We start from the raw sequence: 26779 nt of genomic DNA, 5'->3' as shown, positions 1-26779 counted from the left end.
GGGAAGACCGCATCGGGGAACAGGGAGGTTGGAACATGGTCGAGATTGGATCCGGCGCCGGGCAGGTCATTCAGCCCGCTGAAGTCGAGGACGTCGAGCTTTATCACCCGAAAAGCTGGTGGACGAAATATGTCTTCAGCCAGGATGCCAAGATCATTGCCATTCAGTATTTCCTGACAGCCATCGCAATCGGCATGGTGGCGCTGGTGCTTTCCTGGCTGATGCGCCTGCAGCTCGGTTTTCCCGGATATTTCTCCTTCATCGATGCGGAGCATTATTATCAGTTCATCACCATGCATGGCATGATCATGGTGATTTACCTGCTCACCGCGCTGTTTCTCGGCGGTTTCGGCAACTACCTGATCCCGCTGATGCTTGGCGCGCGCGACATGGTGTTTCCCTATGCCAATATGCTGAGCTACTGGCTCTACCTTTCCGCCGTCCTTGTGCTGGTGGCCGGTTTCCTCGCACCCGGCGGGCCGACGGGCGCCGGCTGGACGCTCTATCCGCCGCAGGCGCTTCTTTCGGGAACGCCGGGAGGGCGCGACTGGGGCATCATCCTGATGCTGTCATCGCTGATCCTGTTCATCATCGGCTTTACTTTGGGCGGGCTGAATTACGTCGTCACCGTGCTGCAGGGACGCACGCGGGGCATGACGCTGATGCGCATGCCATTGACGATATGGGGCATATTCACGGCGACCGCCATGGCGCTGCTCGCTTTCCCGGCGCTCTTCGTCGCCGCCGTCATGATGTTGTTCGACCGGCTGCTCGGCACGAGCTTCTTCATGCCGGCCATCGTGGAGATGGGCGAACAATTGAAGCAGGAGGGCGGCAGTCCCATTTTGTTTCAGCACCTGTTCTGGTTCTTCGGCCATCCGGAAGTCTATATTGTCGCACTTCCCGCCTTCGGCATCGTCTCGGATCTGATCAGCACCCATGCGCGCAAGAATATCTTCGGCTACCGCATGATGGTCTGGGCGATTGTCATCATCGCGGCACTGAGCTTCGTCGTATGGGCGCATCATATGTATGTCAGCGGCATGAACCCGAATTTCGGGTTCTTTTTCGCAACCACGACGCTGATCATCGCCGTGCCGACGGCGATCAAGGTCTATAACTGGGTGCTGACGCTCTGGCGCGGCGATATCCATCTCACCCTGCCGATGCTGTTTGCGCTCGCCTTCATCGTCACATTCATCAATGGCGGATTGACCGGTCTCTTCCTCGGCAATGTCGTCGTCGATGTGCCGCTTTCGGATACGATGTTCGTGGTCGCCCATTTTCATATGGTGATGGGGGTCGCGCCGATCATGGTGATCTTCGGTGCGATTCACCACTGGTATCCTAAAGTCACAGGCCGGATGCTGAACGAGGCGATGGGGCACGTCCATTTCTGGATCACCTTTCTCGGTGCTTATGCCATCTTCTTCCCGATGCATTATCTCGGGCTGATGGGCGTGCCGCGCCGCTATTACGAGCTGGGCGAAACCGCTTTCATTCCAGATTCGGCGCACACGTTGAACATATTCATCACCGTGGCCGCGCTCATTGTCGGTGCGGCGCAATTGCTGTTCCTGTTCAATCTCGAGTGGAGCCTGCGCTGGGGCAAAAAGGCGGTCGGCAATCCGTGGCGGGCCACGACACTGGAATGGCAGACGCCGCAGACCCCGCCGGTTCATGGCAATTGGGGCAAGGAACTGCCGGTCGTTTATCGCTGGCCGTATGATTATAGCGTGCCCGGCGCGGCTGAGGATTTCCTGCCGCAAAACCAGCCGGCGGCGGCCGGGCCATCCGAAAGGGCCGTGTCATGAGCGCCATCCTCGTCTTCATGGCCGGAATCGCCGGCATCATCGGCTGGTGGATGGCGCGGCAGCGGCTAGCCTCGAAGCCCTGGCTGGAAGTCGGTCTGGCAGGCGATGCGCCGCAGATGCAGGGATCGTCGGCGACAATCGCGAAAGTCGGACTTGGGATATTTCTGGCGGTTGTCGGTGCCTTGTTCACCTTGCTCATCAGCGCCTATCTCGGCCGCATGGGCGGCGCCGACTGGTGGGGTATCCCGATCCCCGGACTGTTATGGGTGAACACCGCGGCGCTCGCCGCCAGCAGTCTGGCGCTGCAATGGGCGAAAACCGAAACCCGTCCAGATCATCGCGACAGGCTGAATGCGGCTCTTGTGACAGCCTTTGCGACGGCTGTTTTCTTTGTCGCCGGTCAATTCCTGGCATGGCGGCAACTCATCTCCGCAGGCTATATTCTGGCGGATAACCCATCGAACAGCTTCTTCTACATGATCACCGGCCTGCACGGCCTGCATATATTGGGCGGGCTTTTCGTGCTTGGACGCACCGCAATCCGTGCCCGGAGCGAGCCCTTGTCGGCGAGGATGCGCCTGAGTGTGGAGCTGTGCGCCATCTACTGGCATTTCATGCTGGTCGTCTGGCTGGTCCTTTTTGCGCTTTTCGCCGGCTGGGCGAATAGTTTCGTCGATCTCTGCCGTCAATTGGTCACCTGAGGAGTGTCGATCATGGCCGCATCCATGGAGGAAAGACCGGTAAGTGATCCGCATCTGCGGCCGGCGGGGCTGCGCGGCGTCGCCGCGGATCTGTCATCGGACCAGCGGGCGTTCAAGAACGTCTCCTGGGGCAAGGCGATGATGTGGATATTCATCCTAAGCGATATCTTCATTTTCGGCTGTTTCCTGCTGGCCTATATGGCGGCGCGCATGTCGGCCACCGCAGCCTGGCCCAATCCGAGCGAGGTTTTCGCGCTCACGATTGCCGGCAGGCACATTCCGCTGATCCTGATTGCCATCATGACCTTTGTTCTCATCAGCAGCAGCGGCACGATGGCCATGGCCGTCAACTTCGCCTATCGCCGCGACCGGCGCAGAACCGCCGCGCTGATGGTGGCGACGGCAGCGCTTGGCGCGACATTCGTGGGAATGCAGGCATTCGAATGGAGCAAGCTGATCGCGGAGGGCGTTCGCCCCTGGGAAAACCCGTGGGGTGCGGCCCAGTTCGGTTCGGCTTTCTTCATGATCACGGGCTTTCACGGCACCCATGTTTCCATCGGCGTCCTGTTTCTTCTCATCGTCGCGCGCAAGGTGTGGCGGGGAGATTTCGATGAGGAAAGGCGGGGGTTCTTCACCAGCCGCAAGGGGCAATACGAGATCGTCGAGATAACCGGGCTCTACTGGCACTTCGTGGATCTGGTGTGGGTCTTTATCTTCGCATTCTTCTATCTGTGGTGAGTGAGGATGGCATCATGGCACAGCAACAGTCACAACAGGGACAGCAGCATCCGATAAGACTTTACATGGTGGTCTGGGGGCTGCTTTTCGTCCTCAGCGCCTTCTCCTATATGGTCGATTATCTCGGCATTCAGAGTTATCCGAGATGGTCTCTCATCATCCTGTTCATGATCCTGAAGGCGGGGCTGATCATGGCGATTTTCATGCACATGGCCTGGGAACGGCTGGTCCTGATCTACGCCATCCTGCTTCCGCCGGTTCTCGTGCTCGTCTTCGCAGCCCTGATGGCCTCGGAATCCAACTATACGGCTCTTACCCGGGTGACCTTCATGGGGGTCGGTTCCTAGAACCGAGGCAAGATTTTCAGGATTGCGGAAGCAGCACGCCGACGGCGAATTCCTCGTCGGTTGCGACGTGGCCGGCCTGAGTCTTGCGATATTCGCTGGGGGTGAAACCGCGCTCGGCTCGCAGCGTGCGGGAAAGGTGCGGCGCATCGCAAAAACCGGTGGCGAGCGCGATCTGGGTGATGCTGTCACGCGTCGTGCGCAGGAGCGACAAAGCGCGATCCAGCCGAAGCTCTAGATAGACCTTGGAAGGCGTTGCGCCCAGGTCGTTCAGGAACCGCCGTTCGAGGCTGCGGCGGCCAAGGCCGAGATCATTCGCCAGTTCCAGCACGGTTCTCGGAACCTCGATATTCTGCTGCATCCGCAGGATTGCTTTTTTGACGAGGGGATCGTTGGCCTTGCGTGCGCTCTGCTGGCCGGGTTGAGGCTTTTCACCGCTCAGCGCGCTGTCGATCATCATGATGTTGAGGCTTTTGATGGCGGCGGACTGGCCGACATGGCGCTCGACGAGGAAGGCAGCCAGATGCGCGGCGCCGTGGCCGCCGGAACAGGTCAGCCGGTCGCGGTCGATGACGAAAATCTGGTCGGAAATCATCTGGACGGTATCGAAACGGTCGAGAAAATCCTGATGGTGGAACCAGCTCACGCAGCAGCGATAACCGTCGAGCAGGCCGGCCTCGTGCAGGATGAAAACGCCGGTGCACAACCCGACGATGGGAACGCCGGCCGCCGCCCGCTCTTTCAGGAAGCGCAGCGCCTCCTGCGGCAGGGCGCTGTGATCGCTGATCAAGCCGCCGACAACGACAATATAGTCGTAGTGCCCGGCGTCCATCAGCCGCGTATCCGGCTGTACCTTCACACCGCAGCTCGACTGCACGCTGCTCATGGTTGCCGAGAGCACCGACCATTCGCACAGGATAGGCCGTGAACGGTCCGCCTCATCGGCCGCAAGGCGCAGCACATCGACGAAATTCGCAAAGGCCGACAGCGTGAAGCGGTCGGCAAGCAGGAAAGCGACGCTGAGGCGTTTTCTGGCGCGGTGTGAGGTCATGACGCAAATATTCATGCAAACAGACGCGATTGTCCAGCCGGGGCGCGCCAAATGCTCTACCCTTTTTTTGTGCCGCATTGTCCGACGCCGAAGCGAGATCGCTTCGGCTGGAAATGCTCCAGCTTTTACGACACGAGATTTTCCAACCATTGGGTCCGCTCATGACGCGTTTTAATGCCTTCAATCTTTTGCGGAATGCCCTGACCGGCCACAAGAACTGGGACGAGCAATGGCCCGACAGTCAGCCGAAAGCCGAATATGACGTGGTCATCGTCGGCGCCGGCGGCCATGGTCTGGGCGCTGCCTATTATCTGGCCAGCCAGCACGGCATCACCAATGTCGCCGTCATCGACAAGGGCTGGCTCGGCGGCGGCAATACCGGCCGCAACACCACGATCATCCGCTCGAACTATCTCTATGACGAGAGCGCCCGTCTTTACGATCACGCCGTCGATCTGTGGGAAAATCTCAGTCAGGAATTGAACTACAACGTCATGTATTCAAGGCGCGGCGTGCTGATGCTGGCGCATAACGTCCATGATGTGCAGAGCTTCAAGCGCCACATCCATTCCAACCGTTTGAACGGTGTCGACAATCGCTGGCTCACCCCGGAAGAATGCAAGGAATATTGCCCGCCGCTCAGCATCGCGCCGAATGCCCGCTATCCCGTCATGGGCGGCGCGCTTCAGGAACGGGCCGGCACGGCCCGCCATGATGCCGTCGCCTGGGGTTATGCCCGCGGCGCCGCCGCCCGCGGCGTCGATATCATCCAGAACTGCCCGGTCACGGCCATTCGCCGCAATGCGGACGGTTCCGTCGCGGGCGTCGAGACGGCGAGGGGCTTTATCAAGGCTAAGAAGGTCGCGGTTTCCGCCGCCGGTCACACTTCGGTCGTCATGGACACGGCCGGCGTGCGCCTGCCGCTCGAAAGCTATCCGTTGCAGGCGCTGGTGTCGGAGCCGATCAAGCCGATCTTCCCCTGCGTGGTCATGTCGAACGCGGTCCACGCCTATATCAGCCAGTCCGACAAGGGCGAGCTGGTGATCGGTTCGGGTACGGACCAATATACCTCTTATTCGCAGCGCGGCGGCCTGCCGCTGATCGAGCATACCATCGCGGCCATCGTCGAGATCTTCCCGATCTTCAACCGCATGCGCATGCTGCGCAAATGGGGCGGCATCGTCGATGTGACGCCGGATCGCTCGGCCATTCTCGGCAAGACGCCGGTTGCCGGCCTTTACGTCAATTGCGGCTGGGGCACGGGCGGCTTCAAGGCCACACCGGGTGCTGCCCACACCTTTGCCTGGACCATTGCCAAGAACGAACCGCACCCGATCAACGCGCCCTTCACGCTGGAACGCTTCCGTTCCGGCCGCCTGATCGACGAAGCGGCCGCCGCCGCCGTGGCGCACTGAGGATAAAACCATGCTGCTGATCCGCTGCCCCTATTGCAACGAAACACTGCCGGAAGCCGAATTCACCTATGCCGGGCAGGCCCATATTACCCGCGCCGCCGATCCCTCGTCGCAGACCGATGAGCAATGGGAAGAATTCCTGTTCATCCGCGAAAACGTCAAGGGCCCGCATTTCGAGCGCTGGCGGCACCTGCATGGCTGCGGGCGCTTCTTCAACGCCGTGCGTGATACGGTGAGCGACCGTTTCCTCACGACCTATCGGGCGGGCGAGCCGCGTCCTGAACTTTCTTCCCTGACCCGTGCACCAGCCAGTTCCGAGGTGTCGAAATGAACTCCTATCGCGTTTCCGGCCGTGGCCGTGTGGATGCCGCCCGCTCCGTGAGCTTCACCTTCGACGGCAAGACCTATCGCGGCGTGAAGGGCGATACGGTCGCCTCCGCGCTTCTCGCCAATGGCGTGCATCTGATGGGCCGCTCGTTCAAATACCACCGCCCGCGCGGCCCGGTGGCGGCGGGTTCCGAGGAGCCGAATGCGCTGATCGGCACCCGCCGCGGCGCCGGACGTTTCGAGCCGAACACCCGCGCCACGGTGCAGGAAATCTGGAACGGACTGGAAACCACCTCGCAGAACAAATATCCGAGCCTGAAATTCGATATCGGCGCGGTCAACGACATGGCCTATATGCTGTTTTCGGCGGGCTTCTACTACAAGACCTTCATGTGGCCGAAAAGCTTCTGGAACAAGGTCTATGAGCCTTTCATCCGCGCGGCTGCGGGTCTCGGCGTTTCGCCGACGGAGGAGGACCCCGACACTTATGCCTCGCGCAACCTGCATTGCGATGTGCTGATCGTCGGCGCCGGTCCTGCCGGTCTTGCGGCGGCGCGTGCGGCGGCGGTCGATGGCCTTAAGGTCGTGCTGGTTGATGAAAATGCCGAAGCCGGTGGCACGCTGCTCTCCGAACCGCAGGCGAAGATCGACGGCAAGCCCGCATGGAACTGGCTGGCGGATGAGTTGAAGGCGCTGAAGGAGCACGGCGTCAGGGTCATGACCCGCACGACGGCGATTGCCTATTACCACCAGAACATGATCGGCCTTTGCGAAAAGCTGACCGACCATCTGGAAACCGTGCCGAAGGATACGCCGCGCGAGCGCCTGTGGCGGGTGCGGGCGCGCCAGGTGGTGCTGGCGCAGGGCGCGCTGGAAAAGCCACTGGTCTTCCACGGCAACGACCGTCCGGGCGTGATGCTGGCGGGCGCTGCCCAGACCTATCTCAACCGTTACGGCGTCAAGGTCGGCAACCGGCCGGTGGTGGTGACGAGCCATGACAGCGCCTGGTATGCGGCCTTCGATCTTCACGGTGCGGGCGCGCGTGTTCAGGCCATTGTCGATACCCGCGCCAAGGTGCGCGAGGAACTGGTGAACGAAGCGCGCGCGCTCGGCATTCCGGTCAGGCTGTCGCATACGGTCACGGCGACCTCGGGCCGGCTGCGGGTCAAGTCCGTCCGGATCAATGCGGTTAATGGCGCGTCGGTCGGTGCGGGACAGGAGATTGCCTGCGATGCCGTGCTGATGTCGGGCGGCTGGACGCCGTCGCTGCATCTCTTTTCCCATACGCAGGGCAAGATCGCCTGGGATGATGAACGGACTACGTTCCTTCCTGCCCTCACTAACGAGGATTGCGTGATTGCCGGGGCCGGGCGAGGGCTGTGGGGCATCGAGGCCGCGTTGAAGGACGGTGCGGAACGGGGTCGCGAAGTCGCCACAGCGCTTGGCAAGGCCGCCAATAGTTCCAGCCATGCGGTGGAACATGACCGTACCGGCAGCGGCGTCTCGCACACGGAACTGCCGAGCGGCCGCGATGCCGGCAAGGCCAAGGCTTTCGTGGATTACCAGAACGACGTGACCGCCAAGGATCTGCGGCTTGCCGTGCGTGAGGGCATGCGCTCCATCGAACATGTCAAGCGCTACACCACCAACGGCATGGCGACCGATCAGGGCAAGATGTCCAACATCAACGGTCTCAACATCGCGGCGGAAGCGCTGGGCAAGCGCCAGCCGCAGGTGGGGCTGACCACCTTCCGTCCGCCCTATACGCCAACGACCTTCGGAGCGTTTGCGGGTTATCACCGCGGCGCGCATTTCGAAGTGACGCGCAAGACGCAGATCGACGGTTGGGCTGAGGAGCACGGCGCGGTTTATGAGCCGGTCGGGCAATGGCGTCGCGCCTGGTATTTCCCGAAGCCGGGCGAAGACATGGATGCGGCGGTCAGCCGCGAATGCCGGGCGGTGCGCCAGAGCGTTGGTATTTTCGATGCCTCGACGCTCGGCAAGATCGAAGTGGTCGGTCCCGATGCGGTCGAGTTCATGAACCGCATGTATACCAATCCCTGGACGAAGCTTGCCGCCGGCCGTTGCCGTTATGGCCTGCTGCTCGGCGATGACGGCTTCATCCGCGACGATGGCGTTATCGGCCGCATGACCGAGGACCGTTTCCATGTCACCACCACCACCGGCGGCGCCGCCCGCGTGCTGAACATGATGGAGGATTACCTCCAGACCGAATGGCCCGATCTCAATGTCTGGCTGACCTCGACCACCGAACAATGGTCGACCATTGCGCTGAACGGCCCGAACGCGGCGAAGCTGCTCGCGCCGCTGGTGGAAGGCATCGAACTGACGGAAGAGGCTTTCCCGCATATGTCCTGCGTGGAGTGCACCGTGGCCGGCATGCCGGCGCGGCTGTTCCGCGTCAGCTTCACCGGCGAGATCGGCTTCGAGGTCAATGTGCCTGCGCCGCTCGGCCGCAAGCTCTGGGAAATCCTGTGGGAGGCTGGCCAGCAATATGGCATCACGCCTTACGGCACGGAAACCATGCATGTGCTGCGCGCCGAAAAGGGTTACATCATCGTCGGCCAGGACACCGATGGCACGGTTACGCCCTATGATGCGGCGATGGGCTGGGCCGTGGGCAAGAACAAGCCGGATTTCGTCGGCAAGCGCGGCCTTGCCCGCCCCGATCTCGTCGCCAAGGGCCGCCGCCACCTCGTCGGTCTTCTGACCGAAGACCGCTCGAAGCTGGAAGAGGGGGCGCAGATCGTCTTCGATCCGAAACAGCCGATCCCGATGAAAATGGTGGGTCACGTCACCTCCTCCTATCACTCGGATGCCGCAGGCCAGCCGATTGCGCTGGCGCTGGTTGAGGGCGGTCATGAGCGGATGGGCGAGACCGTCTACATTCCGATGCTGGACCGCACCATTGCCGCGAAAATCACCGGGATGGTCTTTGTCGATCCCGAAAATACCCGCCTGAAGATTTGACCTGGAGATGACAATGAACATGCGCGTTTCCTCCCCCGTTTCCGGCACGCTGGCCGAGAGCAAAGCAGCCCGGGTCAGCATTCTGGCCGCGCAGGCGCGGCTGTCGCTGCGGGCACGCGGCGATCTCGCCCCGCTCAACGCCGCCCTTGGCCTGACCCTGCCGGACCGGATCGGCCTCCGCGCCGCTTCAGGCGACATCGAGGTCCTGCGCCTTGGCCCCGACGAATGGACCGTGCTTGCACCTGTCAGCGCGGTCGAAGGGCTTATCGCCGCCTGCGCAGGCGTTTACGCCGGCCATCCGCATAGTCTCGTCGATATTTCCGGACGAGAAGTGACGCTCCTGATCGAAGGTCCGCAGGCTGCCGAATTGCTGACGCTGGGCTGCGCCCGCGACATCGACACGATTGCCGTCGGCGAGGGACGCCGGACGATTTTCGACGGCGTCAGCGTGGTGCTCTGGCGCGATGCGGAAAACCGTTTCCGCATGGATATCTGGAACAGTTTCGCATCGCATCTTGGCCATCTACTTGAAACCGGCTGCAAGGAACTTGCGGCGGACATCGCCTGATCTCGAAGGAGGAAACAATGCTTAACCGACTGTCGCATAATACCGTTTCGGACACGGTGATCGCCGACGCCATCGCTGAGGAACTCGATCGCCAGAAGACGCAGATCGAGCTTATCGCTTCGGAAAACATCGTTCTGCCGATGTTCTGGCGGCGCAAGGCTCGGTGCTGACCAACAAATATGCCGAGGGCTATCCCGGCAAGCGTTATTACGGCGGCTGCGAATTCGTCGATAAGGTCGAGGCGGTCGCCATCGACCGCCTGAAGCAGCTCTTCGGTGCGGAATTCGCCAATGTACAGCCGCATTCCGGCGCGCAGGCCAATCAGGCAGTGTTTCTGGCGCTGCTTCAGCCCGGCGACCGGATCATGGGGCTTTCGCTGGCCCATGGCGGCCACCTGACGCACGGTTCGCCGGTCACCATGTCCGGCAAATGGTTCGATGTTGTCTCCTATGAGGTCGATGCCGAAACCCATCTGATCGATATGGAGAAGGTTCGGGCACGGGCGCTGGAGACGAAACCGAAGCTGATCGTGGCGGGTGCATCGGCCTATCCGCGTCAGATTGATTTCGCCGGCTTCCGCAGAATAGCCGATGAAGTCGGCGCTTATCTGATGGTCGATATGGCCCATTATGCCGGGCTGATCGCCGGTGGCAAATATCCGAACCCCGTGCCGCACGCCCATGTGGTCACCTCCACCACCCACAAGACCCTGCGCGGCCCGCGCGGCGGCGTGATCCTCACCAATGATGCCGATCTCGCCAAAAAGCTCAATTCGGCGGTATTCCCCGGTAATCAGGGCGGTCCGCTGATGCACGTCATCGCCGCCAAGGCCGTGGCTTTCGGCGAGGCGCTGCGCCCGGACTTCGCGGATTATGCCGGTCAGGTCATCGCCAATGCGCAAGCCTTGGCCAAAGTGCTGACGAAGGGCGGTCTGGGGATCGCCTCGGGCGGAACTGACAGCCATATGGTGCTGGTCGATCTGCGCCCGAAAGGCGTGACCGGCAAGATCGCCGAAATCGCGCTGGAGCGGGCTGGGCTCACCTGCAACAAGAACGCCATTCCCAACGATCCGGAAAAGCCCTTCGTCACCTCGGGTATCCGGCTCGGCAGCTCCGCCGGCACCACGCGCGGCTTTGGCGTCGCCGAATTCGAACAGATCGGTGTGCTGATCCTGCGTGTCATCGATGCGCTGGCGGCGAATGCCGAGGGTGACGCCGCAATCGAGGCCGACGTGCGGGCGCAGGTCGCAACGCTTTGCGACGCTTTCCCGATCTACGGTTCGTAAATGTTCCTGTCGGTCTTCGATATATTCAAGATCGGCATCGGCCCATCGTCCTCTCATACGATGGGACCCATGGTCGCTGCCGCCCGGTTTCTTGACGATCTGCGCGGCGGTGACAAGTTCCCGGGGGCCGGAGACCTGTTCGGCCTGCGGGCGAGCCTGCATGGCTCACTCGCCTTCACCGGCAAGGGCCATGCGACGGATCGCGCGGTCATTCTCGGCTTGTGCGGGCTGAAGCCAGATACGCTCGATCCCGACCGGGTGGAGGAGATCGAGGCGCAGGTGCGCAGGACAGGCCTCGTCGAGCCCGAGGGGCTGCCGGCGCTGCGGTTCGATCCGGACAGGGATCTGGTCTTCGATTATGGCCCGCCGCTTCCCGGCCATGCCAACGGGCTGGTCCTCATTGCCTGCGACCGTCAGGGCAACACCTATCACCGGGAGGTCTATTATTCGATTGGCGGCGGCTTCGTCGTCACCGAAACGGAGCTGCAAAGGTCGGCCGGGGGATTGAGCGCCGGCAAGCAGCAGCCGGTGCCCTATCCTTTCAGCTCGGCGGCGGAAATGCTGCGCATGGGCCGCGCGTCCGGCAAGACCATCGCTCAGATGAAGCGGGCGAATGAAGAGGTTGTTTACGGGCCGGAACTGGATGCGAGGCTGGACCGCGTCTGGGAGGTGATGGAAAGCTGTATCGAGCGGGGCCTGACGCAGGAGGGCATTCTGCCCGGCGGGCTGAAAGTGAAGCGCCGGGCGAAGGCTATCCATGCGCAATTGCAATCCGAGCGCGGGCTGAACCTTACCCAGCCGCATCAGGCCAATGACTGGATGAGCGTTTACGCCATGGCGGTGAATGAGGAAAACGCCGCCGGCGGGCGCGTCGTCACCTCTCCCACCAATGGTGCTGCGGGCGTGGTGCCGGCGGTGGCGCGCTATTATCTCGACCATTGCGTCGGTGCGCACCGCGAAGGCATCCGCGACCTTCTGTTGGTGGCGGCGGCAATCGGCGGTCTCATCAAACACAATGCCTCGATTTCGGGGGCGGAAGTCGGTTGCCAGGGCGAGGTGGGTTCGGCGGCGGCCATGGCGGCGGCCGGGCTTTGCGCGGTTCTGGGCGGCAGCAACGCGCAGGTGGAAAACGCCGCCGAAATCGCACTGGAGCATCATCTCGGCATGACCTGCGATCCGGCGGCCGGGCTCGTTCAGGTTCCCTGCATCGAGCGCAATGCGCTGGGCGCCATCAAGGCCGTTTCTGCGGCCAGCCTTTCGCTGCGCGGCGACGGCACCCATTTCATGCCGCTCGACAATTGCATCACCGTGATGCGCGAGACCGGCCGCGACATGCATGTGAAATACAAGGAAACCTCGCAGGGCGGCATCGCCGTCAATCTGCCGGAGTGCTGATCCATCAAGGGGGAGCAGGATTTGACCACCTATATCATGAAAGTCGCGTGCCCGGCGCGCAGCGGCATCGTCGCCGCCGTCTCCGGCTATCTCGCCCGGTCCGGCTGCAACATCAACGACAGTTCGCAATTCACCGACCAGGAGACGGGCCGCTTCTTCATGCGGTTGAGCTTCGTTTCCGAACAGGGATCGGGACGCGATGCACTGCTTGACGGGTTCGGTCCCGTCGCGGCCGATTTCGATATGGATTATGACATTCATGACCTTTCGCGAAAGACGAAGGTCGTCATCATGGTCTCGCGCTTCGGTCATTGCCTGAACGATCTGCTCTATCGCTCCCGCATCGGTGCGCTGCCGGTCGAGATCGTCGCCGTGATTTCCAATCATCTGGATTACCAGAAGCAGGTGGTGAACGAGGATATTCCCTTCCATCACATCCGCGTCACGCCGGAAACGAAGCCCGAGGCGGAAGCCGCGATCCTGCAGGAGGTGCGGGATAACGGGGCGGAACTCGTGGTGCTGGCGCGTTACATGCAGGTTCTGTCGGACTCGTTGTGTCAGGAAATGTCAGGCCGCATCATCAACATCCACCATTCCTTCCTACCGTCTTTCAAGGGCGCCAATCCCTATAAGCAGGCCTATGAGCGCGGCGTGCGGCTGATCGGCGCGACCGCCCACTACGTCACCGCCGATCTCGATGAAGGGCCGATCATCGAGCAGGATACGATCCGCGTTACCCATGCCCAAAGCGCGATGGATTATGTCAGCCTTGGCCGGGATGTGGAAAGCCAGGTTCTTGCGCGGGCCATCCACGCTCATATTCATCACCGGGTCTTCCTGAACGGAAACAGGACGGTCGTTTTTCCCGCGTCTCCCGGAGAACATGTGTCCGAACGCATGGGCTGAATGCGGGTTCTTGCGGAACCGTCATTTGCGTCTTTCCTCAGTGGCTCGTCGTCATGTCGTCCCGCCAGTAACAGGCGTTGAGATAACGTTTCTTGGACAGGACCGACAACTTGTCCCGAAAGTCCTGCCATTGGGAGAACGCATTGGCGAGCCACAGGAAATAATCATTGGTGGAAGCGGCTGTCTCCATCGCCGCCCCGCCAACATGTTCGATGAATTTTGCGGGAGATACCGTCGAGCGCGGCAACCAGCATATTTGCATGCCGGGCGGCGCGACGATGTCATATCGGCAATTCTCGGCCCGAAGGAAAATCTGGCCGTTAACATCCCCGGGGAGGTTCTCGCAGATGCGGGCAATGGCGGGTAAGGCCGTTTCATCCCCGGCCAGCAGATAGTTTTTTGCCGGCTTCATTCCCAGTCCGCACGGGCCGGACATGCCGCAAAGCGCGCCGGGACGTGCATTCCGGGCAAAGGAACATCCCGGCCCCGCATCCTCATGCAGAACGAAATCGATATCGATAAAACCGCTATCGGGATCTATCGCCCGGATCGTGTAATAACGGACAGCGAAGGCATCTGTGTGTTCCGCAGCATTTTTCGTGGCGGGCAGATTGCAGTTGAAGCTCTTGTTCTGCTTTGAGAAATAAAGCCTGACATGGAGGTTTTTCAGCGTATTGAAACGGTGAAGACCGGTGCCGGTAAAGCGCAGGCGCTGCATGAATGGGGTGAGGCGCTGGCTGTCGACCACTGTCAGAATCCTGAAACTGTCATCCGCGAATATGGTCATGCGCGCCTTCCGATAAGTACAAGCAAAAACGGCCCGCCAACCACCGTCGCCAGGAGGCCGGCGGGTATCTGAAACGGGAAGATAAGGTTGCGCCCCAGCCAGTCGGCGATGAGCAGGATAAGCCCGCCGATCAGCGCCGCCGCCGGCAATTGTGTGCCGGCGCGCTGGAAACCCGCAAGCCGCGCCAGATGCGGCCCCATCAGGCCGGCGAAACTCAAGGGTCCGACGAGGATCGTCGCGCTTGCGGTGAGAATGGCGGAAAGCGAATAGAGACCGTTACGGCTCGCCACGACAGAGACGCCGGTATTTCGGGCGATATCTTCGCCAAGCGGCAGCACTTCCAGCCAGCGGCGAATGAAGGGAACGAGGGCAAGCCCGCCGGAAAGCAGGAGCGTCGCCATGATGGCTTCGCCCGGCGCGACGGCATAGGTGGAGCCGGAAAGCCAGGCGAGAAGCTGACCGAGCCTCGGGTCCTGCGATGTCATCAATACCGCCATGACGAAACCGGAGACGGAACTGAGCGCAATGCCGATCAGCAGCAGCCGATCGCCGGAAAAACCCGGCTTGCGCGACAGGGTCAGCATCAGCAGCAAAACCGTCAGCGAACCCGCCGCACCCGCGAGGATTTGCGCGCCACGGGTGGGGGCGGCAAGGGTGAGAAGAACCAGAATGACGCCGAGCATCGCCCCGGAGGAGACACCCAGCACCTCCGGCGACGCCATGGGATTGCCGGTGACGCGCTGCAGAATGGCGCCGGCAAGCGCCAGCATCGCCCCGCCGCTGAAGGCCGCGAGCGCCCTTGGCCAGCGCCAGCCGAGACCATGCAGATCGTAAAGTCCCGATAAAAACCAGCCCTCCGTGTTTTTTCCGACGGAGAGTGCGACACCTGCGGCGACGCAGAGAATGGCGATGAGACCGAGCAAAGCCGGAATGGGCGAGGCAAGGCGCGCTGCCGCCGGCTGCGCGCCCGGCTGCGGCGGGGCCGGCATCTTCAGCCGCCGGATCAGCGCGAACATCAGCGGCGCACCGAGAAGAGCGGTGACGGCTGCGGTCGGGAACAATCGATAGGTGACGGGAAAAAACAGGACGATCTGGTCGGTCAAGGTCAGCAGCAGCGCGCCAAGCGCTGCCGAATAACCGAGCTGTGCTGCCATTCGTCTTGCGCCGCAGGCGCGCGCCAACGCGGGGGCGGCGAGCCCGATAAAGCTGATGATGCCGACGGAGGCGGTGACCACCGCCGTCAAGGCCGCCGCTACCACCAGCGTCATGAGCCGATAAGTGGCAAGCGACAGGCCGAGACTTTTTGCATTGGCGTCCTCAAGCGTCATGATCGTCAGGGGGCGAAGAAGCAGCGCGACTGCAAGGACGAGCACGGCGAGACGAGGGGCCAGAAAGGAGACGGCGCTCCAGTCCTGCTGATCGAGATATCCTGCACCCCATAAAAAGATGCTGACGAGAAAATCGTGGTTGAACAGCACCAGAACGGCGCTCGCAGCGCCGCAATAAAGGCTGACGATCATGCCTGCCAGCGTGACGGTGACGGGCGACAGGCCTTTGCGCCAGGAGAGTGCGAGGATTGCCAGAAGTGACAGCGCCGCGCCCGCAAAGGCGATCCATTCCCGTGCGTCCGTCCATTGCGGGAACCACAGCGTGGCAATGGCAAGCAACAGATAGGAACCGGCTGAAATGCCGAGCGTCGCCGGCTCGGCAAGCGGATTGCGCAGAATGTTTTGCAGGATCGCCCCGACAAGGCCGAGCGTCGCGCCGGTCATCAGCGCCACCACGATCCTCGGCAGCAAGGTATTGTGAAGCAGCACCTGCGCCGTCATGTCGGGATCGGGGAAAAACAGGGCTGCAAGCGGCGTCCCATCGAGCATGCGCAGGAACAGATTGAAGCCGGCAAGGCCGGCGCAGACGATGGCGAGCGATGTGACGACGATCGCGGATATGTTCGCCGTCGTCTTCATGGCGATGCCTCACCGGCAAGGGCTTCGGAAACGAGGCGGGCGAAACGTCTTGCCGGCGGCAATCCGCCGTAAAACAGCACGTCCCTGATACGCGCCAACCGGTTTTCGCGAATGAAGGGCAGGCTTTTGATGACCGGCGCGCTGAGAAGCGTATCCAACTTCTCGCTGCTGGTATCGCCGATGCACAGAAGCCGCGCTTGCGGATGGCGGGAAAGCTGGTCGGCCGTCACTGTCGTATGACCATATTGCGAGGTGTAACCATCCCAGGCGTTCTCGATGCCGAATTGATCGAGAACATTCTGGAAAAGGCTGTTCCTGCCGAAAACCAGCAGTCGCCTGCCATCTATGATGGTCGCCAGCAGCAGAGGCCGTCCATCATAGGCGGAGAGCCGTGCGCGTGCCTGTTGTATTTCCGCGTCGAAACTTTCCTCAAATGCGTCAAACCGGCCGGGATCGCCGATCCGCGCGGCGAGCGCGATGAGAGCGTTTCTGCCACTGATTAAATGGTTTTCGCCCGCAGTGACGCCGGCATCGAAAAGGTGGGTGGGGGCGATGGCGGCAAGCCGGCCGGCAGCCATGGTGAAATCGTCGCTGTGCAGGATGAGGCTTGGCCGAAGATAGTCCACAAGTTCCAGATTGGGCTCGGACCGCAATCCAAGCTCGGCGACCGAGGGCGACAGCGCCGGTTCGACGACGAGGCTGCCATAACGTTCCAGTTCCGGCATGGCTGCGGGCTGCACGCCAAGCGCCAGCAGGTTCTGCCCGCTCACCCAGTCCATGGCGACGATGCCGCCGGAACGGGCGGCCGATGAGGGCCGGTTTGTAAGGAAAAAAGCACCTGTCCCGCAAAGCAGCGCTCTGCGGGATAGGGAACTGCGCAGCATCATCAGAATTTCGCCTGAACCGAGAAGGAGACGGTTCTCGGCGCTCCGAGATAATAGCTGTTCTGCCAGTAGTTCTCATCGGTGATGTTGCTGACATTCAGCCGGAATGTCAGCGGATTGCCGAAGTTTTCGGTGGTGTAACGCAGCCCAAGATCGGCGGTGACATAGGAGGAAAGGCGGTCGTTGTTTTCGGATGTCGCCCATTGTTTGCCGGTGTAATAGAGGCCGCCGGTCAGGAAGAGACCTTCGACGGTGGGAACCTCATATTCGGCATAGACCTTGGCGAGAACATTGGCGACGTTCATGGGTCGCTTGCCGTCATAGGTTCCGCCTTCGACCCTGGCGTCGAGGAATGTCAAGCCGCCGAGAATGGTAAGGTCATCCGTCACCTTGCCGGTCGCCGTGAACTCGATGCCGCGATGGCGCTGGCGGCCGTCCTGCGTGTAGATATTGGCATCCGTCGTCAGTTCGTAGGCCTTGGAGATGTCGAACAGCGCCGCCGTCAGCAGCATGTCGCCGACATCGCCCTTGATGCCGATTTCTTTCTGCTTGCTGACCATGGGGGCGAGAATCTGCCCGCTATTTGCGGCCGTATCTGGCGCAACGCCGCCCTGCTCAAGGCCTTCGATATAGCTGCCGTATAGAGTAATCGCCTCTATCGGCTTGAACAGCAGCGACGCCGAGGGCGAGAGCCTTGCTTCATCGTAATCCGGTGCGGAGCGGGCGCCGCTGCTGTCCAGCGACTGGCTCTGGATGATGCTGTAATTGGCGCCGACGAGGGCCGACCATTGTTCGTCGAATTCGATCTGGTCGCCGACGACGAAGTTATGATTGCGCACATAGCCGGACTTGTAGAGCGTGCCGGTGTTTGGCGGGAAAGTCGGCTCGGCAATATGCCGGGGAGAAGACAGGGGGAAAGACGGCTGCCAGCCAGTATTGGGGTTGTAAGTCGTACCCCAGTCCTTGCCCTGATACATGTAGTATCCGGCGGTCAGCTTGTGAGAGACCGCGCCGGTGTCGAAGGAGACGTCCGCGAAAATATTCGCGGCGTCGAAGACGTTTTTTGTCCTGCCGGAGCGAATTGCGATCTGGGAATATTCCTCCGCGGACTGGACAAGATTCATCGTATGATCCTGAACTGGCCGGTCGATATATTCCCGCATATATCCGCCGCGCAGGGTAATGGCGTCGTTCACATCGTAGGTGAGCTTGGCCGAGTATCGTTTTTTCTCGATTTCGTCGTGAATCCAGGGCTGGCTCCAGTTCCTGCTGGCGTCGGGCGCATCGCCATGCAGCACGCCGTCTGCGAAAGCCCAGTAGGAGTTGGCGGCGTCCAGCTTGTATTTGCTGTAGGAAGCATTGAGTTCCAGCTTCAGCCGGTCGGTAATGTTCCAGTCGAAAGCGCCGCTTGCCAGAAAGCGGTCGACATTCTGGTCATCGATGGCCGTGTCGCCCGCCGAACGGACGATATTGAGGCGATAACCCATGTCGCCTTCCGGATCGATGCGGCCGCCGAAATCGCCATGGACGAAGGCCTGCGCGCCGCCGTAATTGCCGACCGTCACGCTGTTCAAACGTTCCTGCGTCGGGCGCTTGTAGACATAGTTGATCATGCCGGCGGGCGAGGCCGCGCCATAGAGAAAGCCCGAAAGGCCGGAAAGAACCTCGGTGCGTTCCTTGTCTTCCAGCACCGTCGCGTGGCTGTAGGAGCGGCGGAAGCCGTCTTCGGCGGTGTCATAGGTGGTGAACCCACGAATATTGGCCATCGGCGCCCAGCCGGACATCTGCGGCGTCTGGCTGCGGATGGTCGGCAGGACGCGGTAGATATCCTCCGGGGATTGTGCCTGGATATTCTGGATCAGCTCCCTCGGCGCGACGGTGACGGAAAACGGTGTATCGCGAATGGCTGTCTGTCCGAGCAGGCCGAGAGAGGACAGGGTTTCCGTGCGGTAGCCATCCTGGGCCAGCCCGTCCTGCTGCAATACGGAGGCGCCGCGCGTGCCCTGAACCGTAATGGGTGCGAGGAGGGTGGAGTTTCCGGCTGCCGCGGCACTTGCGGCACTGACCGGCGCGGCGATGACGACGGAGGTGGCGTCGGTGAAGGAATAAACGAGGCCGGTGCCGCGCAGAAGCTCCACGATCGCCTGCTCGCGGGTTGTCGCGCGGCTGACGCCCTGCGAAAGTTTTCCGCGTGCAATCGAGGCATCGTAGGAAATCTGCGTTCCCGACAGTTTTCCGAAGGTTGCCAGCGATTTGTTCAGTGGGCCGGCCGGAACCGAATAAACCGCCTGCGCAAAGGCCGGCTGTGCCGCGATGCCGGCGGCGAGCGCCGTGGTCGTCGCCAGAAAGGCGAAAAACAGCGCGCCACGACCCTTACGACCCCTGTTTGTACCCTTATGAGCCGATGAGAACTCATTCCCCATGTGAAAGCCACTCCATTAAATCTGTCCCCGGAGACCGGCCGGCCTATGCTGGCGACGGGTTCTCTGAGGACAATACGAATGGCGTTCGAAAATTTTCCTCTTTTTCTCAAGTTTTCTTAGATGGAGGAAATAACGGTCAAAAACGGCGTGACGGCCCGCACCTTGCCGCCGAATGGCCGCACCACCGCATCGAGCGCGCGGATGGGGTCGGCAAGATCGAAGACGCCGCTGACGACGTTGTTTTTCAGGGCAGGGGTGGCGATGACCACCTTGCCTTTTTGCCAGCGGGCGATGCGATTGACCACCGCCGCGACCGTCTCCTTTTCGGCAATGAGCATGCCCGTGCGCCATGCCGCAATTTCTGAAGCCTCCCTGACGCCGCGATCCATACGGCGCGATGCCTGATCGTAGGTCAGCCAGTCGCCTGCAGCCAGTTTCTCGCCGCCGGGAGAGGGCAGATCGGGCGATGTGGCCAGAACCAGCCCATGATCGACGGAGACGGAGATGGAGAGATCATCGCCTGAAACGTCGAAAGCGGTTCCGAGCGCTGTGGCGGTCAATGGTCCGTAGGCGACGGAGAAGGGGCGCGAGGCATCGGGTATGACATCGAAATAGGCCATGCCGGCAAGGAGGTTCACCCGTCTTGTCCGCTCGCCGAAATCGACGGCGATTGCGCTGTCCGGTCCGAGCGTGACCATGCTGCCGTCCTCGAGGGGGATTTCTCTGATCTCGGCCGTCGATGTCAGATAATCGGCGCGGGCGCGTAACGTCACATAAGGTGCCAGCACCGAACCGCCTGCCGCCGCACCGAGACAGAGCGCGCCTCCGACAAGCAGAAGACGCCGGTTGGGATCGAAGCCCTTTTGCGAGGAACGGGCCTCCTCGGCCAGAATCTGGCCGGTCATGCCGTGGATTGCGGCGACCTTCGCCCAGGCGGCGGCATGGGCCGGTCCGCGCTCGATCCAGGCGCGTGCCGTTTCGATGGCGACGGGATTGCCGGGATCGTTCTGCAGGCGAATGGCAATATCCGCAGCTTCACGAAACAGGCGCCGTTCTTCCGACACTTCGTTCATAGGGAGCCTTTCAGGATTGCCGGAGACCGGACAATGTCACAGCCTTTGATATATACGAATGAGAGGCCGCATATTTCCGAATGAAAGAAGTTTAATGCGCAGGCCGGCGATTAAACGGCGATATCTGGGTCAAGATGACGGTGCCCGCCCTCTACAGACCGTTCAGCCGGTCTTCTATGTGTTCATAGGCGTCGCGGATCAAAACCCAGGTGCGGGTGGTGGACATGCCGAGCTTCTGCGCCACTTCGCTGATCGTCAGGCCGCCCATCCGGTGCAGCTGGAAGGCCTCGCGCACCCGACGCGGCAGTTCCGCAAGCGCCTGTTCCACCAGTTGCAGCCGCTGGCGGTCATAGACGATGGTTTCAGCCGATGGCGATGGGTCGATGATGGCATCGAAAGCATTTTGCGGCAGGTCGACACGGCGGAGACTGCGTTCGCGGCGATAATGATCGATGCTGAGATTACGCGCCACCGTATAGAGATAGGATTTGGGATTGTGGGAAGCGGCACTTGCCGGCGGCGGCGAGGCGAGCACCTTCAAAAACGCATCCTGCGCCAGATCGGATGCCGTTTCAGGATCGATGCCCCTGCTGCGCAGGGACCTGACAATGCCCTTCGCATATAGCCGGAACAATTCCTGCAGATCCCAACTCAAGAGCCTTGCCTTCCGGTAATCGACCCCGTGCCTGCCCGGTGAACGGGCGGTCGGTGTGTCGAACGATGCAGCCGTCGGTCGATTATCTACAATCGGTGCCGAATTCGAGAATATGCGAAGCGACGGCTTCGATAAGCAGGATCGCCCCGCAGGCATGATATCATCGGCCGTTGATGTTGCCGGTATCATGCTTGCGGGGCGACGGTAAAGTAAAACAGTCGCTGTACTATGGATTAGTCTGTGACCTTTCCTGCGTATATATCAATTGCCGCGATGAACGAGGCAGGATGCGAGTAAAGGTTGTTATTCGGCAGGCTGTGCCACGGCCTCCATATCCGACCGTCCGCGATCTCCGGAGAGGCTGCGCTGGCCGAGCGCGATGATGGCGACTGTCGAAAGGCTCGCGGCGACGGACACCCAGAAACCGTTATCCGGGCCGAAATTGTCGATCACCCAGCCGGAGACGAAGGCGCCGAGCGCCATGCCGATACCTATGCCGGTCATCACCCATGTTACGCCTTCCGTCAGCATCGATTCCGGCACGCGGCGTTCGATCAGGCCGAAGGAGGTGATGAAAATCGGCGAGATTGCAACGCCGCTGAGGAAAACGGCGAAAGCGAGAAGCGGAACCGAGGTGTTGGCGACAAGCAGCGGCAGGGCGGTGAGCGCGAGCACGCTGACGGCGATCAGCAATTGCCGTTGCAGCGGCATTTTGGGGTTGAGCGCGCCGAGGATGAGGCCGACCACGAAGGAGCCGATGGCATAGACGCCGATGACGAGGCTGGCGGCTTCCGGTTGACCAAGCGCCTTGGTGATTGCGACAGCACTTACCTCGGCCGTGGCGAAAGTGGAGCCGACGAAGATCAGCGCAAGCGTGATGATCTGAACCGGGCGCAGGAAGATGGCCGAACGCTGCGGGCGGCCACTTTCAACCGGCCGCACCTTGGGCTCGGTCGAGCGTTGCAGGAGGAAGGCAAAGGTGCCGAGCGCCAGGAAGGTGGTGCTGATCATCATGCCCGCTTCCGGAAAAAGCGAAACCGCAAGCCCAACGGAAAGCGAGGCGCCGGAGATGTAGACAAGTTCGTCGGCGGCGGATTCGAAGGCGAAGGCGGTGTTCAGCTCCGGCCGGTCGCGGAAGATTTCCGTCCAGCGGGCGCGCATCATGGCGGGAATGCTCGGCATGGCGGCGGCGAGGAAGGCGGAAAGGAACAGCGTCCAGGCGGGCCATCTCTGATTTGTCGCGATAATCAGCGCCGCAAAGGCGATGACCGAGACGATGGTGGCGGGGATGAGGACCTTGCTCTGCCCCTTTCGGTCCACCAGCCGGGAGATTTGCGGGGAGAGGGCGGCATTGGTCAATGCGAAGGTTGCCGAGACGGCGCCGGCCAGCCAATATTCACCGTGAGTCTGGGAAAGCATCGCGACGATGCCGATCGGGGCCATGGCAATGGGAAGCCGGGCGAAGAAACCGGCGGCGGAAAAGCCTTTTGCGCCTGGAGCCCGGAAAATTTCTCTGTATGGATTAGACATCGGGATGCACCTTGTTCTAAGGGTGTCCACCACATACATACGTGGCGTATGTGAATGAGATAATTGCATACGACACGTATGTCAACTAATATACGCGTCGTATGTGAAAAATGGAGAAGAAATGCGCAAACCTCGCAGTGAAATGATTGCCGAGACGCGGGCGAAGCTTCTGGCTGCCGGCCGCAAGGCCTTTGGCAGCATCGGTTATGCGGAAGCGTCGATGGACGACTTCACCGCCGAAGCCGGTCTCACCCGTGGCGCGCTCTATCACCATTTCGGCGACAAGAAAGGCCTGTTGCTGGCGGTTGTGGCCGAGATCGATGCGGAGATGACGAAGAGGCTCTGTGACATCTCCTCGAGGGCCGCGACCCGGTGGGAGGGTTTCGTCGAGGAGAATGTCGGTTATGTGCGCATGGCTCTCGAACCGGAAATCCAGCGGATCATGTTTCGCGACGGGCCGGCGGTGCTCGGCGATCCGTCGCGCTGGCCCAATGCCAATGGCTGTATCTCGGCTGTCGCCCGAAGCCTGGATGCGCTCCGGGAAGAAGGCACCATCGGCGACATCGATCCGGAGGCATGCGCCCGCTTCATCAATGCGGCGAGCAGCAGCGCCGCCCAATGGATAGCCAATTCCGACGACCCGGAAACGACCTCGAAACGGGCTGTCGGCAGTTTCCGGACCTTTCTGGAGGGATTGCGGGTCAGGAAAGACTGACCCGCATAGCTGCCTATCTGTTATTCCGGGTCGGCTAGGCGATCATCACGGAAAATGTGCAGAAATATCTGAAATAGATACGGATCATGTTATTGGTAGCACCTGTTTGACACCTCTGAGGTCAAGGTTATGGTCGACAAGCCGTCGGAAAAAGCGTCTGGAAGCGCGCCATCGGATCAATCGCCAAAGCTTCTTTCGGGCGGGAATCCCCAGATTGCAAAAGGATATGGCGACGCGCCGGTGCAGGCCTATATTACCGCCATGCCGGGCTGGAAAAGTGCGGTCGGTGGCCGTATCGACAGGCTGATCGAAGGTGTCGTGCCCGGCGTGCGCAAGGCTGTGAAGTGGAATTCGCCCTTCTACGGCATGGAGGACGATATCTGGTTCCTCAGCCTTCACTGCTTTACGAAATATATCAAGGTGACCTTCCTTAACGGCGCATCCTTGCAGCCTTTGCCGCCCGGCACTTCCAAACATCCGAAAGTCCGTTACCTCGATATCCACGAGGATGCGTTTGATGAAGCGCAGTTCGTGGAGTGGCTGAGGCAGGCGAGCGTGTTGCCCGGCGAAAAAATGTGAGCGACGGGGTTTACCGGTGCGACAGGCTTTTGGGCATGCGATGATCGCGAAATAGGCAGACGAATCATGCCGGTTTTCCTGCCTCTTAAGGATCGCGTCGCGCTGCGGATGATGAGAAATCGCGGGCTGTCCGATACAGTTTTTCCGGAGTGAAGAAAAACCGGCCGATCCGGCCGATTTCTGTTTACTTTTGCCGGGGTTGCACGCCATCACGCGCACTGAATTCGCTGCCAGGCGTATCGCAAACCACGGAGGATGAGATGAAGGCATTGGTGCTGGAAGAAAAAGGCAAGCTCTCGCTCAGGGATTTTGACATTCCGGGTGGAGCAGGATCCGGTGAACTCGGGCCCAGGGATGTGCGCATCCGCACCCACACGGTCGGTATCTGCGGCTCGGACGTCCATTATTACACCCATGGCAAGATCGGTCATTTCGTCGTCAACGCGCCGATGGTGCTCGGCCATGAAGCGTCTGGAACGGTGATCGAAACCGGCGACGAGGTGACGCATCTGAAGGTGGGCGACCGCGTCTGCATGGAGCCCGGCATTCCCGATCCCACATCGCGCGCCTCCAAGCTCGGCATCTACAATGTCGATCCGGCTGTCCGCTTCTGGGCGACGCCGCCGATCCATGGTTGCCTGACGCCTGAGGTCATTCATCCCGCCGCCTTCACTTACAAGCTGCCCGACAATGTGTCCTTTGCCGAAGGCGCCATGGTCGAACCCTTCGCCATCGGCATGCAGGCGGCGCTCAGGGCGCGTATCCAGCCGGGCGATATCGCTGTCGTCACCGGGGCAGGTCCGATCGGCATGATGGTGGCGCTGGCGGCGCTTGCCGGCGGTTGCGCCAAGGTCATCGTTGCCGATCTCGCCCAGCCGAAGCTCGATATCATCGGTTCCTATGATGGCATCGAAACCGTCAACATCCGCGAACGCAATCTCGCCGAGGCCGTCTCGGCGGCGACCGACGGCTGGGGCTGCGATATCGTCTTCGAATGCTCGGGCGCAGCACCCGCCGTGCTTGGCATGGCGAAGCTGGCGCGGCCGGGCGGCGCGATCGTGCTGGTCGGCATGCCTGTCGATCCGGTTCCTGTCGATATTGTCGGCCTGCAGGCCAAGGAACTGCGGGTCGAAACGGTTTTCCGCTACGCCAATGTTTACGACCGGGCAGTTGCGCTCATCGCCTCCGGCAAGGTCGACCTGAAGCCGTTGATTTCCGCGACCATTCCCTTCGAAGACAGCATCGCCGGCTTCGACCGTGCGGTGGAGGCGCGGGAAACGGACGTGAAACTTCAGATCGTGATGCCGCAATAAAAGATCGCGTGCCGACCGCCGATGCCTGCCACCGATGATTGAGTGGCAGAGATGCTGCGGAAAAGTATGAGTGCGGCCTGCCGTTGTCCGGCGGTCCGCACTCCAAAAATTTACCGGATATCGCCTCCGGGTGAGCATTGTTTGAGCGGATCACGCCGAATTGTGCAAAAAAATCGGCGCGGCCGCCGAGTTTCTGGCCAGCCCCATACGGCGACTATTCAATTCCCGACAAAAAAGAGTCAAAAAAGTATCGGTAATTTCTTCGGCGTGATGTGGAAGCACAGATAGCGCACGCCATATGCTCCTCATCAACGCCTGGGACGAGCCATAAAGAGGAATGGCTCTGCTCCGCAAATGCGGCGGACGTGTCGATGGGAGGAACTATGATGCAGCCCGATCTGGAACTGGTGCACATCCGCAAGGGCGAATCCTTCGCCGCCTGGCGGCATGGCTATCCGTTCCGCACCGTGCGCTGGCATTATCATCCCGAATACGAAATCCACCTCGTCGTCGCCACGTCAGGCACGTTTTATATCGGCGATTTCGTTGGCCGTTTCGGCCCCGGTCAGCTCATCATGACCGGTCCCAATCTCCCCCAGAACTGGATCAGCGAGATCGAGCCGGACGAGATCGTGCCGACACGCTCTCTCGTGATCCAGTTTCCGGAGGCTTTTATCGAGGATGCCTGCACCTCCATGTCCGAGATGGAGGTGGTGCGTGCGCTGCTGGACCGCAGCCGCCGCGGCATTCTGTTCGACGATGAGACAAGCGATCGCGTTCGTCCGCTGATCCTTCGGCTGATCGAGGCGCAGGGGCTGACGAGGCTCGCGCTTTTCTGGGAAATTCTCGATCTGCTGGTCAACGCGCCATCTTCCGAGGTGCTGGCAAGCCTGAGCTACGAGCTGGACCTGACCGGCATTGGCGACAGCGGCATCAACCGCGCGCTGTCGCATCTGCGCCAGCACCTGACCGAGCAGGTCGAGGAAATCGACCTCGCCGAGATGGTGGGCCAGAGCCAGAGCGCCTTTTCCCGCGCCTTCAAGCGTCACACGGGAACGACGCTGGTGCGGTATCGCAATCAGTTACGCATCGATCTTGCCTGTCAGATGCTGCTGGCGGATCAGGAGGTTAAGGTGGCGGAGGTCTGCTACGATGTGGGCTTCTCCAATCTTTCGAATTTCAACCGGCATTTCCTGAAATTGAAGGGAATGTCGCCGTCGAGGTTCCGCACAATATTCGCAGCCCAGAAGGCAGCGGTCATGGCGGATTAAACCAGCGACACATCGCCGATTTTTTAGAATTCGGGCAGAGGGCTGTC

22 protein-coding genes and 1 pseudogene are annotated in these 26779 nt (G+C 61.0%); 15 read left to right on the top strand and 8 right to left on the bottom strand.

Annotation, left to right across the window (positions count from 1 at the left end; all coding sequences use genetic code 11):
- Window positions 1–35: 35 nt before the first annotated feature.
- Genes L904_RS05850 through L904_RS05835 form a run of 4 tightly spaced genes read left to right on the top strand, consistent with a single transcriptional unit; the run spans window position 36 to window position 3600 of the window.
- Window positions 36–1814, top strand: a complete 1779-nt coding sequence (locus L904_RS05850; protein ID WP_020812338.1) for a cytochrome c oxidase subunit I — start codon at window positions 36–38, stop codon at window positions 1812–1814.
- Window positions 1811–2515: a cytochrome c oxidase subunit 3 gene (locus tag L904_RS05845; RefSeq protein ID WP_003521988.1), complete on the top strand. Its 705-nt coding sequence runs from the start codon at window positions 1811–1813 to the stop codon at window positions 2513–2515. The genes L904_RS05850 and L904_RS05845 overlap by 4 nt, the downstream gene beginning before the upstream one ends.
- Before the next feature lie 12 nt (window positions 2516–2527).
- Window positions 2528–3253: a heme-copper oxidase subunit III family protein gene (locus tag L904_RS05840; protein WP_020812337.1), complete on the top strand. Its 726-nt coding sequence runs from the start codon at window positions 2528–2530 to the stop codon at window positions 3251–3253.
- Between the two features lie 14 nt (window positions 3254–3267).
- Window positions 3268–3600, top strand: coding sequence for a cytochrome C oxidase subunit IV family protein (locus tag L904_RS05835; protein WP_031234323.1), 333 nt, complete (start codon window positions 3268–3270; stop codon window positions 3598–3600).
- Window positions 3601–3616: 16 nt separating this feature from the next.
- Here L904_RS05835 and L904_RS05830 read toward each other — a convergent pair whose 3' ends face one another.
- Window positions 3617–4663 carry a GlxA family transcriptional regulator gene (locus L904_RS05830; protein ID WP_020812335.1) on the bottom strand — a complete coding sequence of 349 codons (1047 nt, stop codon included), beginning with the start codon at window positions 4661–4663 and terminating at the stop codon, window positions 3617–3619.
- A gap of 146 nt (window positions 4664–4809) precedes the next feature.
- Here L904_RS05830 and L904_RS05825 point away from each other — a divergent pair, with 146 nt between their 5' ends.
- The 7 genes and pseudogenes from L904_RS05825 (at window position 4810) to purU (ending at window position 13535) form a co-directional block, all read left to right on the top strand.
- On the top strand, window positions 4810–6063 hold the full coding sequence (locus L904_RS05825; RefSeq protein WP_031234322.1) for a sarcosine oxidase subunit beta family protein: 1254 nt from the start codon (window positions 4810–4812) through the stop codon (window positions 6061–6063).
- A gap of 10 nt (window positions 6064–6073) precedes the next feature.
- A complete protein-coding gene (locus tag L904_RS05820; RefSeq protein WP_003504489.1) occupies window positions 6074–6394 on the top strand; it encodes a sarcosine oxidase subunit delta in 321 nt (106 codons plus the stop codon).
- Window positions 6391–9381 carry a sarcosine oxidase subunit alpha gene (locus tag L904_RS05815; protein WP_059762482.1) on the top strand — a complete coding sequence of 997 codons (2991 nt, stop codon included), beginning with the start codon at window positions 6391–6393 and terminating at the stop codon, window positions 9379–9381. The genes L904_RS05820 and L904_RS05815 overlap by 4 nt, the downstream gene beginning before the upstream one ends.
- Before the next feature lie 13 nt (window positions 9382–9394).
- Window positions 9395–9949: a sarcosine oxidase subunit gamma family protein gene (gene soxG / locus L904_RS05810; protein WP_020812333.1), complete on the top strand. Its 555-nt coding sequence runs from the start codon at window positions 9395–9397 to the stop codon at window positions 9947–9949.
- A gap of 17 nt (window positions 9950–9966) precedes the next feature.
- Window positions 9967–11234, top strand: a pseudogene (gene glyA / locus L904_RS05805) (serine hydroxymethyltransferase).
- Complete coding sequence (locus L904_RS05800; RefSeq protein ID WP_020812331.1) at window positions 11235–12629, top strand: L-serine ammonia-lyase; 1395 nt, start codon at window positions 11235–11237, stop codon at window positions 12627–12629.
- A gap of 21 nt (window positions 12630–12650) precedes the next feature.
- Window positions 12651–13535, top strand: a complete 885-nt coding sequence (purU, locus tag L904_RS05795; RefSeq protein WP_020812330.1) for a formyltetrahydrofolate deformylase — start codon at window positions 12651–12653, stop codon at window positions 13533–13535.
- A 37-nt stretch (window positions 13536–13572) separates the two neighbouring features.
- Here the strand turns inward: purU and L904_RS05790 are convergent, their stop codons facing one another.
- The 7 genes from L904_RS05790 to L904_RS05760 all read right to left on the bottom strand — a co-directional run bounded on the left by L904_RS05790 (window position 13573) and on the right by L904_RS05760 (window position 22854).
- On the bottom strand, window positions 13573–14322 hold the full coding sequence (locus tag L904_RS05790) for a siderophore-interacting protein (RefSeq protein ID WP_020812329.1): 750 nt from the start codon (window positions 14320–14322) through the stop codon (window positions 13573–13575).
- On the bottom strand, window positions 14319–16289 hold the full coding sequence (fhuB, locus tag L904_RS05785) for a Fe(3+)-hydroxamate ABC transporter permease FhuB (protein ID WP_020812328.1): 1971 nt from the start codon (window positions 16287–16289) through the stop codon (window positions 14319–14321). Before fhuB ends, L904_RS05790 begins: the two co-directional genes overlap by 4 nt.
- Window positions 16286–17176 (bottom strand): ABC transporter substrate-binding protein, encoded by an 891-nt coding sequence (locus tag L904_RS05780; RefSeq protein WP_020812327.1) that lies wholly within the window; start codon window positions 17174–17176, stop codon window positions 16286–16288. Before L904_RS05780 ends, fhuB begins: the two co-directional genes overlap by 4 nt.
- Window positions 17176–19596 carry a TonB-dependent receptor gene (locus tag L904_RS05775; RefSeq protein WP_020812326.1) on the bottom strand — a complete coding sequence of 807 codons (2421 nt, stop codon included), beginning with the start codon at window positions 19594–19596 and terminating at the stop codon, window positions 17176–17178. Before L904_RS05775 ends, L904_RS05780 begins: the two co-directional genes overlap by 1 nt.
- Before the next feature lie 116 nt (window positions 19597–19712).
- Window positions 19713–20669 (bottom strand): FecR family protein, encoded by a 957-nt coding sequence (locus tag L904_RS05770; protein WP_020812325.1) that lies wholly within the window; start codon window positions 20667–20669, stop codon window positions 19713–19715.
- A 151-nt stretch (window positions 20670–20820) separates the two neighbouring features.
- Window positions 20821–21324 carry an RNA polymerase sigma factor gene (locus L904_RS05765; RefSeq protein ID WP_020812324.1) on the bottom strand — a complete coding sequence of 168 codons (504 nt, stop codon included), beginning with the start codon at window positions 21322–21324 and terminating at the stop codon, window positions 20821–20823.
- A gap of 303 nt (window positions 21325–21627) precedes the next feature.
- Complete coding sequence (locus L904_RS05760) at window positions 21628–22854, bottom strand: MFS transporter (RefSeq protein WP_020812323.1); 1227 nt, start codon at window positions 22852–22854, stop codon at window positions 21628–21630.
- 121 nt (window positions 22855–22975) lie between these two features.
- Between L904_RS05760 and L904_RS05755 the strand changes: the two genes are divergently transcribed.
- The 4 genes from L904_RS05755 (at window position 22976) to L904_RS05740 (ending at window position 26732) form a co-directional block, all read left to right on the top strand.
- Window positions 22976–23569, top strand: coding sequence for a TetR/AcrR family transcriptional regulator (locus L904_RS05755; protein WP_020812322.1), 594 nt, complete (start codon window positions 22976–22978; stop codon window positions 23567–23569).
- A 129-nt stretch (window positions 23570–23698) separates the two neighbouring features.
- Window positions 23699–24148, top strand: a complete 450-nt coding sequence (locus L904_RS05750; RefSeq protein WP_020812321.1) for a DUF1801 domain-containing protein — start codon at window positions 23699–23701, stop codon at window positions 24146–24148.
- 260 nt (window positions 24149–24408) lie between these two features.
- Window positions 24409–25461, top strand: a complete 1053-nt coding sequence (locus L904_RS05745; protein ID WP_020812320.1) for an NAD(P)-dependent alcohol dehydrogenase — start codon at window positions 24409–24411, stop codon at window positions 25459–25461.
- 386 nt (window positions 25462–25847) lie between these two features.
- A complete protein-coding gene (locus L904_RS05740; RefSeq protein WP_031234321.1) occupies window positions 25848–26732 on the top strand; it encodes an AraC family transcriptional regulator in 885 nt (294 codons plus the stop codon).
- Window positions 26733–26779: the final 47 nt, after the last annotated feature.

This window comes from Agrobacterium sp. LY4, from assembly GCF_001526585.1.
Classification (GTDB): Bacteria; Pseudomonadota; Alphaproteobacteria; order Rhizobiales; family Rhizobiaceae; genus Agrobacterium; species Agrobacterium leguminum.
The sequence above is the reverse complement of the archived record's forward strand: the minus strand, read 5'-3'. Positions and strand labels throughout refer to the sequence as shown.

Coding starts and splice junctions, on each gene's coding strand:
- L904_RS05740 (WP_031234321.1), top strand. CDS start 25,848: ATGCAGCCCGATCTGGAACTGGTGCACATCCGCAAGGGCGAATCCTTC.
- L904_RS05770 (WP_020812325.1), bottom strand. CDS start 20,669: ATGAACGAAGTGTCGGAAGAACGGCGCCTGTTTCGTGAAGCTGCGGAT.
- L904_RS05835 (WP_031234323.1), top strand. CDS start 3,268: ATGGCACAGCAACAGTCACAACAGGGACAGCAGCATCCGATAAGACTT.
- L904_RS05775 (WP_020812326.1), bottom strand. CDS start 19,596: ATGGGGAATGAGTTCTCATCGGCTCATAAGGGTACAAACAGGGGTCGT.
- L904_RS05760 (WP_020812323.1), bottom strand. CDS start 22,854: ATGTCTAATCCATACAGAGAAATTTTCCGGGCTCCAGGCGCAAAAGGC.
- L904_RS05840 (WP_020812337.1), top strand. CDS start 2,528: ATGGCCGCATCCATGGAGGAAAGACCGGTAAGTGATCCGCATCTGCGG.
- L904_RS05825 (WP_031234322.1), top strand. CDS start 4,810: ATGACGCGTTTTAATGCCTTCAATCTTTTGCGGAATGCCCTGACCGGC.
- L904_RS05780 (WP_020812327.1), bottom strand. CDS start 17,176: ATGATGCTGCGCAGTTCCCTATCCCGCAGAGCGCTGCTTTGCGGGACA.
- L904_RS05750 (WP_020812321.1), top strand. CDS start 23,699: ATGGTCGACAAGCCGTCGGAAAAAGCGTCTGGAAGCGCGCCATCGGAT.
- fhuB (WP_020812328.1), bottom strand. CDS start 16,289: ATGAAGACGACGGCGAACATATCCGCGATCGTCGTCACATCGCTCGCC.
- L904_RS05850 (WP_020812338.1), top strand. CDS start 36: ATGGTCGAGATTGGATCCGGCGCCGGGCAGGTCATTCAGCCCGCTGAA.
- L904_RS05790 (WP_020812329.1), bottom strand. CDS start 14,322: ATGACCATATTCGCGGATGACAGTTTCAGGATTCTGACAGTGGTCGAC.
- L904_RS05820 (WP_003504489.1), top strand. CDS start 6,074: ATGCTGCTGATCCGCTGCCCCTATTGCAACGAAACACTGCCGGAAGCC.
- L904_RS05755 (WP_020812322.1), top strand. CDS start 22,976: ATGCGCAAACCTCGCAGTGAAATGATTGCCGAGACGCGGGCGAAGCTT.
- L904_RS05800 (WP_020812331.1), top strand. CDS start 11,235: ATGTTCCTGTCGGTCTTCGATATATTCAAGATCGGCATCGGCCCATCG.
- L904_RS05815 (WP_059762482.1), top strand. CDS start 6,391: ATGAACTCCTATCGCGTTTCCGGCCGTGGCCGTGTGGATGCCGCCCGC.
- L904_RS05745 (WP_020812320.1), top strand. CDS start 24,409: ATGAAGGCATTGGTGCTGGAAGAAAAAGGCAAGCTCTCGCTCAGGGAT.
- L904_RS05830 (WP_020812335.1), bottom strand. CDS start 4,663: ATGAATATTTGCGTCATGACCTCACACCGCGCCAGAAAACGCCTCAGC.
- L904_RS05845 (WP_003521988.1), top strand. CDS start 1,811: ATGAGCGCCATCCTCGTCTTCATGGCCGGAATCGCCGGCATCATCGGC.
- soxG (WP_020812333.1), top strand. CDS start 9,395: ATGAACATGCGCGTTTCCTCCCCCGTTTCCGGCACGCTGGCCGAGAGC.